Raw genomic sequence first — 13,727 nt, 5'->3', positions numbered from 1 at the left:
GTGTCCGGTACCGGTCGGCTCGCTGTGTCCGGTCTGTATCGATCTCTCCCCTACCCTGCGGTAATGCGGTCTGGCAGGCTGCCGTCATGCACCGGTTCACGACCGATTCCCACGCTCTCGGGGCCCGTTACGACCGGGCCACCGCTCACCTCGACGCGCCGCTGGCCATTGTCGACCTCGCGGCGTTCGACGCCAATGCCGCGGATCTCGTGCACCGCGCGCACGGCAAGCCCGTGCGGGTGGCGAGCAAGTCCGTGCGCTGCCGGGCCCTGCTGGAGCGCGTGCTGACGCGGGACGGCTTCGCCGGGATCATGAGCTTCACGCTCGCGGAGTCGCTGTGGCTGGCGCGCTCCGGCTTCTCCGACGTGCTGCTGGCCTATCCGTCGGCGGACCGGGCCGCGTTCGCCGAGCTGGCGGACGATCCGAAGCTCGCCGCCGCGGTCACGGTGATGGTCGACGACGTGGCGCAGCTGGAGCTGATCGACGCGGCGCGGGCGGGCGGCCGGGCGGAGATCCGGGTCTGTCTGGAGCTGGACACGGCCTTCCGTACCGCGGGCGGCCGGATGCGGGTGGGCGCGCGCCGCTCCCCGCTGCGGGAGCCCGCACAACTGGCTGAATTCGCTCGGCTGGTGGCGCGCCGGCCGGGCTTCAAGGTCGTCGGACTGATGGCGTACGAGGGTCATGTGGCGGGCGTGGGGGACGCGGTGGCGGGGCGGCCGCTGTTCTCGCGTTCGGTGCGCGTGATGCAGGCCGCGGCGCGCCGGGAGCTGGCGCGGCGCCGCTGGGAGGCGGTGCGGGCCGTCCGGGCCGAGGCGCCGGATCTGGAGTTCGTCAACGGCGGCGGCACGGGCAGCGTGCAGGGCACCGCGGCGGAGGCGGCGGTGACGGAGGTCGCGGCCGGGTCGGGGCTGTACGTGCCGCGGCTGTTCGACAACTTCCGCTCGTTCAGGGGCCGGCCGGCGGCGCTGTTCGCGCAGCCGGTGGTGCGCCGGCCGGGGCCGGGTGTGGTGACGGTGCTGGGCGGCGGCTATCCGGCGTCCGGTGCGCCCGGCGTGGACCGGCTGCCGGAGCCGTATCTGCCCGCGGGGCTGGCGTACGACCCGCAGGAGGGCGCCGGCGAGGTGCAGACACCGCTGCTGGGCGCGGCCGCCGACGGGCTGCGGGTGGGCGACAAGGTGTGGTTCCGGCACGCCAAGGCGGGTGAGCTGTGCGAGCGGTTCGACGCGCTGCGGCTGGTGGAAGGGGACCGGGTGGTGGCGACCGTGCCGACGTACCGGGGCGAGGGCCACACGTTCCTGTAGGCCGGTGCGACGGGGCGGCGCCGGGTGCCGGTCCGCCCCGTGCGGCTCACGCGGTGGGCTTGATCCCTTCGAGGATCTTGTCCATGTCGGCGAGCGGCGGGGCCTGGCCGCCGACGTCGAAGTTGAAGCGGACCACGACCATCGAGCCGGAGCCGCCGGGCGAGGGGAAGGAGACGGACTGCGCGATGCCGTCCGGGCCCTTCTTGTTGGTGACCTTCCAGCGCACCAGGTAGCCCTTCTGGCCCGCGACGGTCACCTGCTCCGACTTCAGTTCCTCGTGGTTCTCGATACCGCCGTACTTGTCCTTGTCGTCGTACTGGTCCTTGCCGTAGATCTCCTCGACGTTCTTGTTGATGTCGGCCTTGGCGATGCCCTCGGCGGTGGTCTCGGAGAAGCCGGCCGCGGTCTCGGAGAGGATCTTGCCCCGCATGCACTGCTCGGTGGTGTCGCCCTTGCACTGGTACGGGCCGATGTACAGGTCGGTGTCACGGCCGAAGTCGTCCTTGTGCCAGCCGTCGAGCACCGGGATGGCGATGCTGTTCAGCGCGTCGACGAGGGTGTCCTCGTCGTCGGTGGGCACAGGGCCGGGCGCCGCCGAGCTGGTGGCCGGCTCGGGCGAGGGGCTGGGGCTCGTGCTCCCGCTCGCCGTGGGGGCGGGCTCGGGGTCGTCCTGCGGGTCGCCGCCGCCGAGGGTGACGGCGAGGACGACGCCGAGGGCGGCCACCGCGACCACGGCACCGGTGATCGCGAGGATCACCGGGCCGCGCTTCCGGCCGCCGCCGTCCTGGCCGGGGCCGGGGCCGAAACCGCCCGGCGCGGTCTGCGGATACCCGTAGCCCGGCTGCTGCTGCGGATAGCCATAGGCCCCGGGCGTACCTTGCTGCGGGTACCCGTAGGCCCCGGGCGCGCCCTGCTGGGGATACCCGTACGTCCCGGGTGTCCCCTGGTCCGGAGAGCCGTACGCCGCCGGTGCGGCCTGGGCCGCTCGGGTCTGCTCGGTCCACGCCGAGCCGTCCCACCAGCGTTCGGGGGCGGGACCGTTGCCTGTGTGCCCCGGGTCTGGGTACCAGCCCGGCGGTGTCGTCATGCTCACGCCGGACACCTTATGGCGCGGAATCAGCCGCCGTACACACTGTCCCGCTGGTCGGGCACCACGCTGCCGTCGGCGCGGCGGACCGGCCCGAAGCCGCCCTCCGGCTCGATGTTCGCCGCCGTGGAGCAGGGGTACGTGCCGGACTTGCGCGGCAGCGGCTCGATGAACATCGGGTTGACCACCCAGCGTCCGTCGGCGTTGTCGTAGGCCCGGCACATGAACTCGTTCTTGTTGCGGTTGAGCACGAGGTGCGCGCCGGTGGCGTCGCCGACGAAGGTGACGTCGGTGTCCGCGTCGCCGCCGCCCAGCGCGATGCGGTGGCCGAAGTCCTGCTGCTGCCAGGCCTTGGCGCCCTTGATGCCGAAGATCTCCTGGTTGACCCAGCAGCGCTTGCCGTCGACGTACGGGATGGCCTCGCCCTTGTTGTCGCCGATGCCGCCGCAGCCCTGGTTCTCGTAGGTGATGCGGCCGTGCTTCAGGACGCTGCGGATGGCGATCGTGTGGTGCTTGTCGATGCCGACGCCGGCCGACCAGACCTCGGTGACGGGCTCGGACCCGGCGGAGACGATGTAGACGTCGAAGCCGGCGCGCCGCAGGGTGCGGATCAGGTCGCGCTGCTGGTCGTAGTAGCGCACGTAGGCGGGGACGGTGTGGCTGCCGACCTTCACCGTGCTGCCGATGGGCGCCTTCAGGGCGCGGGTGCGCGCGGCGGCGGCGTAGGAGCGCAGCTCGGCGACGGTGTGGCCGGCGAACAGCTGCGGGATCCAGGCGTACTGCGGCACGGTGCGGCGGTGGTTCCAGGTGCCCGCGAAGGCCTCGGCGCCGCCCGCCGTCTTCGCCTCGTCGCGGATCGAGAAGATCTCGTCGGCGCAGGCGGTGTCGGTGGAGGTGTTCAGGGGCGCGCCGACGGGGACGTCGGTGCCGCACGCCTTGGTGAGGGCGCGGTCGGCGGCCCGGGTCAGCCACTTGCTGGTGTCGCGCCAGCGGGCCGGGCGGAGGAGCTTGTCGTGCTTCAGGGACCAGACGAGCGTCGCGTCGGTGACGTCGTTCTTGGTGATGGTGTTGTCCCAGTCGAAGGCGGCGACCGGCCGCTGCCCGTGGCCGTGCGCCAGTCCGGGGTGCGAGCAGACGCCGCGCTCATCGATGGTGCGCTGGAGCTTGTCGCGGTTGGTGCCGTACCACTTCAGGCTCTTCGACAGCTGCGGGCAGCTCGCGTGCCCGGCCGTGGAGGCGGCCGGTGCCGAGCTGGCAGGCACCGCGGCGGCCAGGGTGGCGGTGACGGCGAGGGCCAGGGCCGGCGCGAGGGTGTGCCGGATGCGCATACGTCCTCCTTGACGGTGCGGGGCCGGGGCGGGACCCGTCCGGGCCGGCGGCACGTGGCCGCCGGCCCGGACATGATCGGCAAACCATACCCGTGCGCCTTACACGGGGCTTATACCGGCGTGACGTACGCCCCGGCGATTCCCCCGTCCACGAGGAATTCGGCCGCGTTGACGAAGGAGGAGTCGTCGCTGGCGAGGAAGGCGACCGCGGCGGCCATCTCCTCGGGCTCGGCGAACCGGCCCACCGGCACGTGCACCAGCCGGCGCGCCGCGCGCTCGGGGTCCTTGGCGAACAGCTCCTTGAGCAGGGGGGTGTTGACCGGCCCGGGGCAGAGCGCGTTCACCCGGATGCCCTCGCGAGCGAACTGGACGCCCAGTTCCCGGGACATGGACAGCACGCCGCCCTTGGACGCGGTGTAGCTGATCTGGGAGGTGGCGGCGCCCATGACGGCGACGAAGGAGGCGGTGTTGATGATGGAGCCCTTGCCCTGCCGCTGCATGTAGGGCAGGGCGTACTTGCAGCAGAGGTAGACGGAGGTGAGGTTGACGTCCTGGACCCGCTTCCAGGCGTCCAGCCCGGTGGTGAGGATGGAGTCGTCGTCGGGGGGCGAGATGCCGGCGTTGTTGAAGGCGACGTCGACCGAGCCGTAGGTGTCGTACGCGGTCTTGAAGAGCGCCTCGACCTGGCCCTCGTCGGTGACGTCGACCTGGACGAAGAGGCCGCCGACCTCGGCCGCCGCGGCCTTGCCGGCGGTCTCGTCGATGTCGGCGCAGACGACGTTGGCGCCTTCGGAGGCGAGGCGGCGCGCCGTGGCCAGGCCGATGCCGCTGCCGGCCCCGGTGATCACGGCGGTGCGGCCGGCCAGCCGGCGGCAGACTGGGGTCTCGGTCATGTCACTGCTCCTCGGTGGCGATGAAGACGTTCTTGGTCTCGGTGAAGGCGGCGAGCGCGTCGGGGCCCAGTTCCCGGCCGAGGCCGGACTGTTTGTAGCCGCCGAACGGGGTCCAGTAGCGGACGCTGCTGTGCGAGTTGACGGAGAGGTTGCCGGCGGCGACCGCGCCGGAGACGCGCAGCGCCCGGCCGACGTCGCGGGTCCAGATCGAGCCGGAGAGCCCGTAGTCGGTGGCGTTGGCGAGCCGTACCGCCTCGGCCTCGTCCTCGAAGGGCAGCACGACGGCGACGGGGCCGAAGATCTCCTCGGTGGCCGCGCGGTCCTCGGGCCGGCCCTCCAGGACGGTCGCCGGGTACCAGAAGCCCTTGCCCTCGGGGGCCTCGCCGCGGATGGCGACGGGGGCGCCGTCGGGGACGTAGGACCGTACGCGGTCGCGCTGGGCGGCGGAGATCAGCGGGCCCATGCCGGTGGCGGGGTCGGCCGGGTCGCCGACGGTGACGGCCCTGACCGCGGGTTCCAGCAGTTCCAGGAAGCGCTCGTACACGGACCGCTGGACGAGGATGCGGCTGCGGGCGCAGCAGTCCTGGCCGGTGTTGTCGAGGAAGGAGCCGGGGGCCGCGGCCGCGGCCTTCTCCACGTCGGCGTCGGCGAAGACGATGTTGGGGCTCTTGCCGCCGAGTTCGAGGGTCACCCGCTTCACGCCGTCGGCGCACCTGGCCATGATCTGCTTGCCGACGCCGGTGGAGCCGGTGAAGACGACCTTGGCGACGCCGGGGTGCTCGACGAGCGCGCTGCCGGCTACCGGTCCCGCGCCGGGCAGGACCTGGAACAGCCCTTCGGGCAGGCCCGCGGCGAGGCCCAGCTCGGCGAGGCGGAGGGCGGTGAGCGGGGTGGTCTCGGCCGGCTTGAGGAGGACGGCGTTGCCCGCGGCGAGGGCGGGCGCTGTGCCCCAGGCGGCGATGGGCATCGGGAAGTTCCACGGCGCGATGACGGCGACGACGCCGAGCGGTTCGTGGAGGGTGAGGTTGAGGCCGCCGGCGACCGGGATCTGCGCGCCGGTCAGCCGCTCGATGCCGCCGGCCGCGTATTCGAGCAGGTCGCGGGCGTTGCCGGCCTCCCAACGGGCGTTGCCGACCGGGTGGCCGGCCTCGCGCACCTCCAGCTGGGCGAGCTCTTCGAGGTGGGTGTCGACGGTGGCGGCGAAGCGGCGCAGCAGCCGGGCGCGGTCGCCGGGGGCGAGCGCCGCCCACTGCCGCTGGGCGGCCGCGGCCCGTGCGACGGCGGCGTCGACCTGGTCGGGGGTGGTGGCCGGGACGGTCGCGATGACCTCTTCGGTGGCCGGGTTCAGGATGTGGTGCTCGGCGGGTCCGGTGCCGGCGGGCGTGTCGTACGCGGAAGGCAAGTGACGGGTCCTTACGTGCGTTACCTGCTGGGCGGCGTTACATGCGTTCGAAGGAGCGGAACCGCTCCCAGTCGGTCACGGCGGAGTCGTAGGCGTCCAGCTCGACGCGGGCCATGTGGAGGTAGTGCGCGACGACCTCGTCACCGAAGGCGGTGCGTGCGATCGGGCTGTTCTCCCACAGGTCGGCGGCCTCGCGGAGGGTGGTGGGCACGTGCTGCGCGTCACCCGCGTAGGCGTTGCCCGTACAGGCCTCCGGCAGCTCCAGCTTGTGCTCGATGCCGTACAGCCCGGCCGCCACCATGCCGGCCACCGCGAGGTAGGGGTTGACGTCGCCGCCGGGGAGGCGGTTCTCCAGGCGGTGGGCGTGGCCCCGGCCGATGACGCGGAGGGCGCAGGTGCGGTTGTCCGGGCCCCAGGCGACGGCGGTGGGCGCGAAGGAGCCGGGCCGGAAGCGCTTGTAGGAGTTGATGTTCGGCGCGTAGAGGAGGGTGAAGTCGCGCATCGCGGCGATCTGCCCGGCGAGGAAGTGCCGCATCAGCGGGGACATGCCGTACTCGCCGTCCGCGTCGGCCAGCACGGGGGCGCCGTCCTCGGCACGGAGCGAGAGATGGATGTGGCAGGAGTTGCCCTCGCGCTCGTCGTACTTGGCCATGAAGGTGAGCGCCATGCCCTCCTGCGCGGCGATCTCTTTGGCGCCGGTCTTGTAGACGGCGTGCTGGTCGCAGGTGGTGAGCGCCTCGTCGTAGCGGAAGGCGATCTCGTGCTGGCCGAGGTTGCACTCGCCCTTGGCGGACTCCACGATCATGCCGGCGGCGCCCATCTCGTTGCGGATGCGGCGCAGCAGCGGCTCGACGCGGCTGGTGCCGAGCACGGAGTAGTCGACGTTGTAGAGGTTGGCCGGGTGCATGTCGCGGTAGCCGCGGGACCAGGCGTCCTCATAGGTGTCCTTGAAGACCATGAACTCCAGCTCGGTGCCGGCGTACGCGCGCCAGCCGTGCTCGGCGAGCCGGTCCAGCTGGCGGCGGAGGATCTGCCGCGGGGAGGCCACGACGGGGCTGCCGTCGTGCCAGGCTAGGTCGGCGGTGAGCAGGGCGGTACCGGGGCTCCAGGGCGTACGGCGCAGCGTCCCGGTGTCGCCGTGCATGCAGAAGTCGCCGTAGCCGCGCTCCCAGGAGGACATGGCGTAGCCGTCGACGGTGTTGAGGTCGACGTCGACAGCGAGGAGGTAGTTGCATCCCTCCGAGCCGTGCGCCAGGACGTCGTCGAGGAAGAAGCGGGCGGCGAACCGCTTGCCCTGGAGCCTGCCTTGCATATCGGTGAAGGCGAGGACGACAGTGTCGATCTCCCCGGCGTCCACGAGCACTCTCAGCTCCTCGACCGAGAGCGGGGGCGTGCGGTCTGCCACGGTGGTGCCTCCTGTCGCTGCGTCCGGAGGTCATAAGGTAGGCACACGAACCATTGATTGGGAAGGGGTTGCGGTGGACGGAGCGGCGGACCGGCTGGCGCCGGTGCTGCGCCCGGTGCGGGCGGGCAACGGCTTCGAGGAAGCGCTGGAGCAGATACTCCAGATCGTGCGGCTGGGACTGGTCCCCCAGGGTGAACGGCTCCCCGCCGAGCGGGAGCTGGCCGAGCGGCTGCAGATCAGCCGGGTCACGCTGCGCGAGGTGCTGAAGGTGCTGCAGGACGAGGGGCTGGTGGTCAGCAGACGCGGGCGGTACGGCGGCACGTTCGTGCGGGAGCGCGCGGAGACGCCCGGCGAGGACGAGCTGCGCCGCCGTATCGAGCGGGTCGACGTCGAGGACACGCTGCGCTTCCGCGAGGTGCTGGAGGTGGGCGCCGCCGGGCTGTGCGCCGGGTACGGGCTGGACGGGGAGCAGGCGGAGCGGCTGCGCGCGGCGCTGGCCGCCACGCACGACGCGCCGCTCGCCGACTACCGGCGGCGGGACACGCTGCTGCATCTGACGCTGGCCGAGCTGTCGGGGTCGGCCACGCTCGCCGCGCAGTACGCGGCCGTCCGGGCGACCGTCAACGACCTGCTGGACTGCATCCCGCTGCTGGTGCGCAACCTGGAGCACTCGCAGGCACAGCACACCGCGCTGGTGGAGGCGGTGCTGGAGGGCGATGCCGACGGGGCGCGCGAGGTGATGCGGGAGCACTGCTGCGGCACGGCGGCGCTGCTGCGCGGCTTCCTCACGGGCCCGCCGCCGGCACCGTGACCCGTACCGGGCGCGCCGGCACCGTAACCGTTCCTTTACGGCACGGGTCTTGCGCCGGACCGCCCCCCGCCGCAAAGGTATGGCGCTAAACCTTTATCCAAGCCGAGGCAGGAGCGGCTCATGGCCGACAGCACGGAACCGCGCACCGCACCGACCTCTTCCCCGCCCCCCGGGGCCGCCGCGCCCGAGGACGCCTACCTGGAGAAGCGCGCGCTGCGCCGGGGCAGCGCCGGACCGCTGCTGCTGACCGGCCTGGGCGTGGCGTACGTCGTCTCCGGCGACTTCTCCGGCTGGAACAACGGCCTGGCCCAGGGCGGCTTCGGCGGCCTGGCGGTGGCGGCCGTGCTGATGGGCCTGATGTACACCTGCCTGGTCTTCGCGCTGGCGGAGCTGGCATCCGTACTGCCCACGGCGGGCGGCGGCTACGGCTTCGCGCGCAGAGCGCTCGGCACCTGGGGCGGCTTCCTCACCGGCACCGCCATCCTCATCGAGTACGTCCTCGCACCCGCCGCGATCGCCATCTTCATCGGCGACTACGTCGAGTCCCTCGGCCTCTTCGGCCTCACGTCCAGCTGGCCGGTCTACCTCGCCTGCTTCGTGATCTTCATCGGTATCCACCTGTGGGGCGTCGGCGAGGCGCTGCGCTTCAGCCTCGTCGTCACCGCCGTCGCGGTCGCCGCGCTGGTCGTCTTCGCGCTCGCCGCGGTCACCGACTTCCAGGTGAGCGCCCTGAACGACATCCCGGCCGACAAGGACGCCTTCGGCGCGTCCTCCTGGCTGCCCTTCGGCATCCTCGGCATCTGGGCCGCCTTCCCCTTCGGCATGTGGTTCTTCCTCGGCGTGGAGGGCGTGCCGCTCGCCGCCGAGGAGACCAAGGACCCGGCCCGCACCCTGCCGCGCGCGATGGCCGCCGCGATCGGCGTCCTGCTGCTGCTCGCGCTGGTCACCTTCCTCACCGCGACCGGGGCGCGCGGCGCCGCCGCCATCCAGTCCGTCGGCGACCCGCTGGTCCAGGCGCTGCAACCGCACGGCGAGCCCACCGTCGCCTCACGCATCGTCAACTACGCCGGGCTGGCGGGCCTGATCGCCTCCTTCTTCTCGCTGATCTACGCCGGGTCCCGGCAGCTCTTCGCCCTCTCCCGGGCCGGCTATCTGCCCCGCTTCCTCTCCCTCACCAGCCGCCGCAAGGCCCCCTACCTCGGCCTGCTCGTCCCCGGCGCGCTGGGCTTCGCGCTGGCCGCCGCCACCGGCGACGGCGCGCGGATGCTGAACGTCGCGGTCTTCGGCGCCACCATCTCGTACGCCCTGATGGCGCTCTCCCACATCGTGCTGCGCCGCCGCGAGCCGGAGCTGCCGCGCCCGTACCGCACCCCCGGGGGCATCCTGACCTCCTCGGTCGCCTTCGTGCTCGCCTGCTCGGCGCTGGTGGCGACGTTCCTGGTGGACAAGGAGGCGGCCGTCATCGCGCTCGTCGTGTACGCCGTCGCGCTGGCCTACTTCGCGTTCTACTCGCGGCACCGGCTGGTGGCCGCGGCCCCCGAAGAGGAGTTCGCAGCCCTGTCAGCGGCCGAGGCCGAGCTCGAACGCGACTGACCGTCCGTCCCGCACACCGACCGGAGGTTCCCTTGTCCAAGCCGCTCATCGGCATCAGCACGTACCTGGAGGCCGAGGCACGCTGGGGCGTGTGGACGCTGCCGGCGGCGCTGCTGCCCGCCGGGTACCACCGGCTGGTGCAGCGTTCCGGCGGTCTCGCCGCCATGCTGCCGCCGCACGAGCCGGACCTCGGCCGGGACGAGGCCAGGGAGGCTGCCGCGGCCGTCGTCGCCCGCCTCGACGGCGTGGTGATCGCGGGCGGCCCGGACGTCCGGCCGGAGCGGTACGGCGCGGAGACCGACCCCCGCACCGGCCCGGCCGCCCTCGCCCGCGACGCCTGGGAACTCGCGCTCATCCACGCGTCGCTGGACTCCGGCACCCCGCTGCTGGGCATCTGCCGCGGCATGCAGCTGCTGAACGTCGCCCTCGGCGGCACGCTGCACCAGCACGTGGAGGGGCACTCCGGCCCGCCCGGCGTCTTCGCCCGGCACCGGGTCGAGCCGGTACCGGGCACGCTGCTCGCCGCCGCGCTGCCCGAGCCGGTCTCCGTACCGACCTACCACCACCAGTCCGTGGACCGGATCGGCAAGACGCTGGTGGCGAGCGCGTACGCCGAGGACGGCACGGTGGAGGCGCTGGAGGCGCCGGACGCCGGAGCCTTCGCGCTGTCCGTGCAGTGGCACCCGGAGGCGGACGACGACCTGCGGGTGATGGAAGCCCTGGTGGCGGCCGCCGCACACTGACGCACCGTCAGCGGCGCGCCCGGCGGACGGCGTCAGAGGCCGACGTCGTCCGCGACGCCCACCAGCAGCACCCGCGTGCCCGCCTCCCGGGCGCGCCAGCGGTGCGTCACCCCGCCGGTGCAGTAGAGCGTGTCGCCGCGCGCCAGCTCGTACCGCTGCCCCTCTGCCTCCGCCTCCACGGCACCCTCGACGACGTACAGCAGCTCGTCGTTCGGGTGCCGGAACTCCCGGCCCCACTCGTGGGCGCCGGTGAACTCCAGCGCGTGCAGCTGCTGCTGTCCGCGGACCAGCGGCCGTACGGCGCCCGCCGCGCCGTCCTCCAGCGCGGCCGCGGGGTCGGCGCGCACCACGTCGACGGCCCGCCGGTCCTCGGCCGCACCGAGCAGCTGGACCGCCGTGGTCTCCAGCGCGTCGGCGATGCGCTGGAGCGAGCGCATGCTCGGCCGGGCGCGGTCGTTCTCCACCTGGCTGAGGAACGGCTTGGACAGGCCGGTACGCCCTGCCAGTTCGGCGAGCGTGAGGTCCAGCGCGCGGCGGCGGCGCCGCATCGCCCGGCCGACCTGCGGTGTCCCCTGATCTTCACGCATCGCGCACTCCTTCTCCCCTTTATCACCACGTTCACGGCGTTGCCACACACGCCCCCTAGCCTCGAACCTGTTTGACACCATCAAACAAAGTTTGACGAGAGGGACACCGCCATGACCGCTGTCGATCAAAACACACGCCGCCGCCGCGGCACGGGCCTGCTCGCCCTCGACGAGGACGCCGCGTACCCCGGATACACCCTCTACGCCCCGCTCACCGGCACCGGCGAGGTCTACCTCGTCGACCTGCGCGGCGAGGTCGTCCACCAGTGGAACCTGCCGTACCGGCCGGGCCGGCACGCCCGCATCCTCCCCAACGGCAACCTCGCCTACAACGGCGTACTGCCCGATCAAGAAGCGCTGTTCCCGATGTGGCACAAGTACCGCGGCGGCGTGATGCAGGAGGTCACCCCCGACGGCACCGTCGTCCGCGAGCACATCGACCCGCTCCAGCACCACGACGCGCACCACCTCGGCGACGGCCGCATCCTCTACGCCGCCCTGGAGCCGCTCACCGGCGAGCGGGCCGCCGCGGTGCGCGGCGGGGTCCCCGGCTCCGAGCCGGTGACGGCCGACGGCCCGACCGTCTGGGCCGACACCATCAAGGAGGTGGACGCGGACGGCACCGAACTGTGGTCCTGGCGGGTCTCGGACCACCTCGACCGCGACGAATTCCCCCTGCACCCCGACTACTCCCGCGAGCACTACCCCCTCATCAACGCCGTCCTCCCGCTCGCCGACGGCAACGTGCTCGCCAGCCTCCGCAGCGCCTCGGCGGTCATCGTGATCAGCCGGGAGACCGGCGAGATCCTCTGGCGCACCGAGCCCGGCATCGTCTCCCAGCAGCACAACCCCACCGAACTGCCGAACGGCAACATCCTCATCTTCGACAACGGCGTCTTCCGCCCGCACTGGGACGTCCCCTTCTCCCGCGTCATCGAGGTCGAACGATCCTCCGGGAAGATCGCCTGGGAGTACCACGACCCGGCCCGTGAAGCCTTCTTCGCCCCCTTCATGGGCAGCGCGCAACGCCTCCCCAACGGCAACACCCTCGTCTGCGACTCCCCCGCGGGCCGGATCTTCGAGGTCACCGCCGAGGGATACCTCTGCTGGGAGTACGTCGTCCCGCACTTCGGCGGCTACCGCGAGCCCGAGGTCGGCCGGATCTTCCCCGCCCAGCACAACGCCCTGTTCCGCGCGTACCGTTACGGCGCCGAGGACCTGCCCTGGCTGCCGGAGCGGGGCTGACCGGTGACGGCCCCCGCCGGCACCACCCGCGCCGAGGCCGCCGTACACCCGGTGGACGAGCGGCTCCCGCTGCTCCGCCTCCTCCCCCTGGCCGCGCAGCACGTCCTCGCGATGCTCGCGGCCCCCGTCTCCACCGCGTTCCTGATCGCCACGGGCCTCGGCCTGTCCCCCGACCGCACGGCGGCCCTGCTCAGCGCGACCCTCGTGCTGTGCGGGGCGGGCGCCCTCCTCCAGTCCTTCGGCGTCCTGCGGATCGGCGCGCGACTGCCGTTCGTCATGCTCCCGGGCGGCGCGGCCGTGGCGATCTTCCTGCAGACCGCGAAGGAACACGGCGCCGCCACCGCCTCCGGCTCCGTCCTGATCGCCGCCGCCTTCCTCCTCGCCGTCCTCCCCCTCTACCGCCGCATCGTCCGCTTCTTCCCGCCGGTCGTCCTCGGCACCACGGTCCTGCTCATCGGCATCAACATGGTCAACGTCACCGCCCCGATGATCGCCCACCACACCTGGCTCGCGCTGATCACCATCGGCGCCACCGCACTCTGCTATCTCGTACTCCCCGGCGTGTGGCGGCAGATGTCAGTACTACTGGGCATCGCGGCGGGCACGGCGGCGGCGCTGCTGACCGGCACGGGCACGAACGCCGTACCGGCCGGCGGCCCGGTACTCGCCCTCCCGCACCCCTTCCCCTACGGCCTCCCGCACTTCGACCTGCTCGCAGCCATCCCCCTCATCGTCTTCACCCTCGCCTCACTCGCCGAGGCCACCGGCCAGACAGTCCTGAACAGCGAGGCAGTGGGCCGCGACCCGGACCCCGCCCGCGACGTCCCCCGCACGGTCCGCGCCGACGCCCTCACCTCCCTCGGCGCCGGGCTGCTGGGCACCTCCATCATGGTGACCAGCGCCGAGAACATCGGCATCGTCCAACTCACCCGCGTACGCAGCCGGTTCGTCACCGCCGGCGCCGGGCTGCTGCTCGTCCTCGTCGGCCTGCTCGCCCCGGTCTCCCGCCTGCTGGCAGCACTCCCGACCCCGGTGGTCGGCGGCGCGGGCCTGGTCATCTACGCCGTCATCGCCGCGATGGGCCTCGGCATGCTCCGCCGCGCCGACACCTTCGAGGGCCCGGTCGTCACCGTCATCGCCCTCACCCTCCTCGCAGGCCTCCTCCCCATCCTCGCCCCCGACCTCTACACCCCCCTCCCCACCTGGGCCCGCACCCTCTTCGGCAGCGGAGTACCGGCGGGGGCGATCACGGCGGTGGTGTTGACGGCGGTGTTCTCGCGGCCGCCCGGGCCGTCACCCCGCCCTTAGAGGCAATGCACTCGCGCGGACCGC

At 72.8% G+C, this 13,727-nt stretch carries 12 protein-coding genes; 6 read left to right on the top strand and 6 right to left on the bottom strand.

What is annotated here, in order from left to right; translation table 11 throughout:
* Positions 1-86: 86 nt before the first annotated feature.
* The gene (locus tag ACZ6WH_RS06600; protein WP_469726542.1) at positions 87-1,301 is read left to right on the top strand and encodes an amino acid deaminase/aldolase; all 1,215 of its coding nucleotides are present in this window, start codon (positions 87-89) and stop codon (positions 1,299-1,301) included.
* Positions 1,302-1,347: 46 nt separating this feature from the next.
* Here ACZ6WH_RS06600 and ACZ6WH_RS06595 read toward each other — a convergent pair whose 3' ends face one another.
* The 5 genes from ACZ6WH_RS06595 to ACZ6WH_RS06575 all read right to left on the bottom strand — a co-directional run bounded on the left by ACZ6WH_RS06595 (position 1,348) and on the right by ACZ6WH_RS06575 (position 7,416).
* Positions 1,348-2,388 carry a DUF2510 domain-containing protein gene (locus tag ACZ6WH_RS06595; RefSeq protein WP_469727199.1) on the bottom strand — a complete coding sequence of 347 codons (1,041 nt, stop codon included), beginning with the start codon at positions 2,386-2,388 and terminating at the stop codon, positions 1,348-1,350.
* A 29-nt stretch (positions 2,389-2,417) separates the two neighbouring features.
* The gene (locus tag ACZ6WH_RS06590; RefSeq protein WP_469726540.1) at positions 2,418-3,716 is read right to left on the bottom strand and encodes an HAD family hydrolase; all 1,299 of its coding nucleotides are present in this window, start codon (positions 3,714-3,716) and stop codon (positions 2,418-2,420) included.
* A 110-nt stretch (positions 3,717-3,826) separates the two neighbouring features.
* Positions 3,827-4,609 carry a 3-oxoacyl-ACP reductase gene (locus tag ACZ6WH_RS06585; RefSeq protein WP_469726538.1) on the bottom strand — a complete coding sequence of 261 codons (783 nt, stop codon included), beginning with the start codon at positions 4,607-4,609 and terminating at the stop codon, positions 3,827-3,829.
* Position 4,610: 1 nt separating this feature from the next.
* Positions 4,611-6,011 (bottom strand): aldehyde dehydrogenase family protein, encoded by a 1,401-nt coding sequence (locus ACZ6WH_RS06580; RefSeq protein ID WP_469726536.1) that lies wholly within the window; start codon positions 6,009-6,011, stop codon positions 4,611-4,613.
* A gap of 37 nt (positions 6,012-6,048) precedes the next feature.
* A complete protein-coding gene (locus tag ACZ6WH_RS06575) occupies positions 6,049-7,416 on the bottom strand; it encodes a glutamine synthetase family protein (RefSeq protein ID WP_469726535.1) in 1,368 nt (455 codons plus the stop codon).
* A gap of 73 nt (positions 7,417-7,489) precedes the next feature.
* Here ACZ6WH_RS06575 and ACZ6WH_RS06570 point away from each other — a divergent pair, with 73 nt between their 5' ends.
* From ACZ6WH_RS06570 to ACZ6WH_RS06560, 3 genes are all read left to right on the top strand, one after another.
* Positions 7,490-8,227 (top strand): FadR/GntR family transcriptional regulator, encoded by a 738-nt coding sequence (locus ACZ6WH_RS06570; protein WP_432852069.1) that lies wholly within the window; start codon positions 7,490-7,492, stop codon positions 8,225-8,227.
* Between the two features lie 120 nt (positions 8,228-8,347).
* On the top strand, positions 8,348-9,820 hold the full coding sequence (gene eat, locus ACZ6WH_RS06565; protein WP_469726533.1) for an ethanolamine permease: 1,473 nt from the start codon (positions 8,348-8,350) through the stop codon (positions 9,818-9,820).
* A 32-nt stretch (positions 9,821-9,852) separates the two neighbouring features.
* A complete protein-coding gene (locus tag ACZ6WH_RS06560) occupies positions 9,853-10,563 on the top strand; it encodes a gamma-glutamyl-gamma-aminobutyrate hydrolase family protein (RefSeq protein ID WP_469726531.1) in 711 nt (236 codons plus the stop codon).
* Between the two features lie 32 nt (positions 10,564-10,595).
* Here ACZ6WH_RS06560 and ACZ6WH_RS06555 read toward each other — a convergent pair whose 3' ends face one another.
* The gene (locus tag ACZ6WH_RS06555; RefSeq protein WP_469726529.1) at positions 10,596-11,150 is read right to left on the bottom strand and encodes a helix-turn-helix domain-containing protein; all 555 of its coding nucleotides are present in this window, start codon (positions 11,148-11,150) and stop codon (positions 10,596-10,598) included.
* A gap of 111 nt (positions 11,151-11,261) precedes the next feature.
* Here ACZ6WH_RS06555 and ACZ6WH_RS06550 point away from each other — a divergent pair, with 111 nt between their 5' ends.
* Together ACZ6WH_RS06550 and ACZ6WH_RS06545 are read left to right on the top strand one after the other, a co-directional pair.
* Complete coding sequence (locus tag ACZ6WH_RS06550) at positions 11,262-12,395, top strand: arylsulfotransferase family protein (RefSeq protein WP_469726527.1); 1,134 nt, start codon at positions 11,262-11,264, stop codon at positions 12,393-12,395.
* A 3-nt stretch (positions 12,396-12,398) separates the two neighbouring features.
* Positions 12,399-13,703 carry a solute carrier family 23 protein gene (locus ACZ6WH_RS06545; protein WP_469726526.1) on the top strand — a complete coding sequence of 435 codons (1,305 nt, stop codon included), beginning with the start codon at positions 12,399-12,401 and terminating at the stop codon, positions 13,701-13,703.
* Positions 13,704-13,727: the final 24 nt, after the last annotated feature.

The organism is Streptomyces sp. NPDC050806, assembly GCF_055586425.1.
Note: the sequence above shows the minus strand (reverse complement) of the source record. Positions and strands in the feature narration are given on the sequence as shown.

Coding starts and splice junctions, on each gene's coding strand:
- ACZ6WH_RS06600 (WP_469726542.1), top strand. CDS start 87: ATGCACCGGTTCACGACCGATTCCCACGCTCTCGGGGCCCGTTACGAC.
- ACZ6WH_RS06595 (WP_469727199.1), bottom strand. CDS start 2,388: ATGACGACACCGCCGGGCTGGTACCCAGACCCGGGGCACACAGGCAAC.
- ACZ6WH_RS06590 (WP_469726540.1), bottom strand. CDS start 3,716: ATGCGCATCCGGCACACCCTCGCGCCGGCCCTGGCCCTCGCCGTCACC.
- ACZ6WH_RS06585 (WP_469726538.1), bottom strand. CDS start 4,609: ATGACCGAGACCCCAGTCTGCCGCCGGCTGGCCGGCCGCACCGCCGTG.
- eat (WP_469726533.1), top strand. CDS start 8,348: ATGGCCGACAGCACGGAACCGCGCACCGCACCGACCTCTTCCCCGCCC.
- ACZ6WH_RS06555 (WP_469726529.1), bottom strand. CDS start 11,150: ATGCGTGAAGATCAGGGGACACCGCAGGTCGGCCGGGCGATGCGGCGC.
- ACZ6WH_RS06550 (WP_469726527.1), top strand. CDS start 11,262: ATGACCGCTGTCGATCAAAACACACGCCGCCGCCGCGGCACGGGCCTG.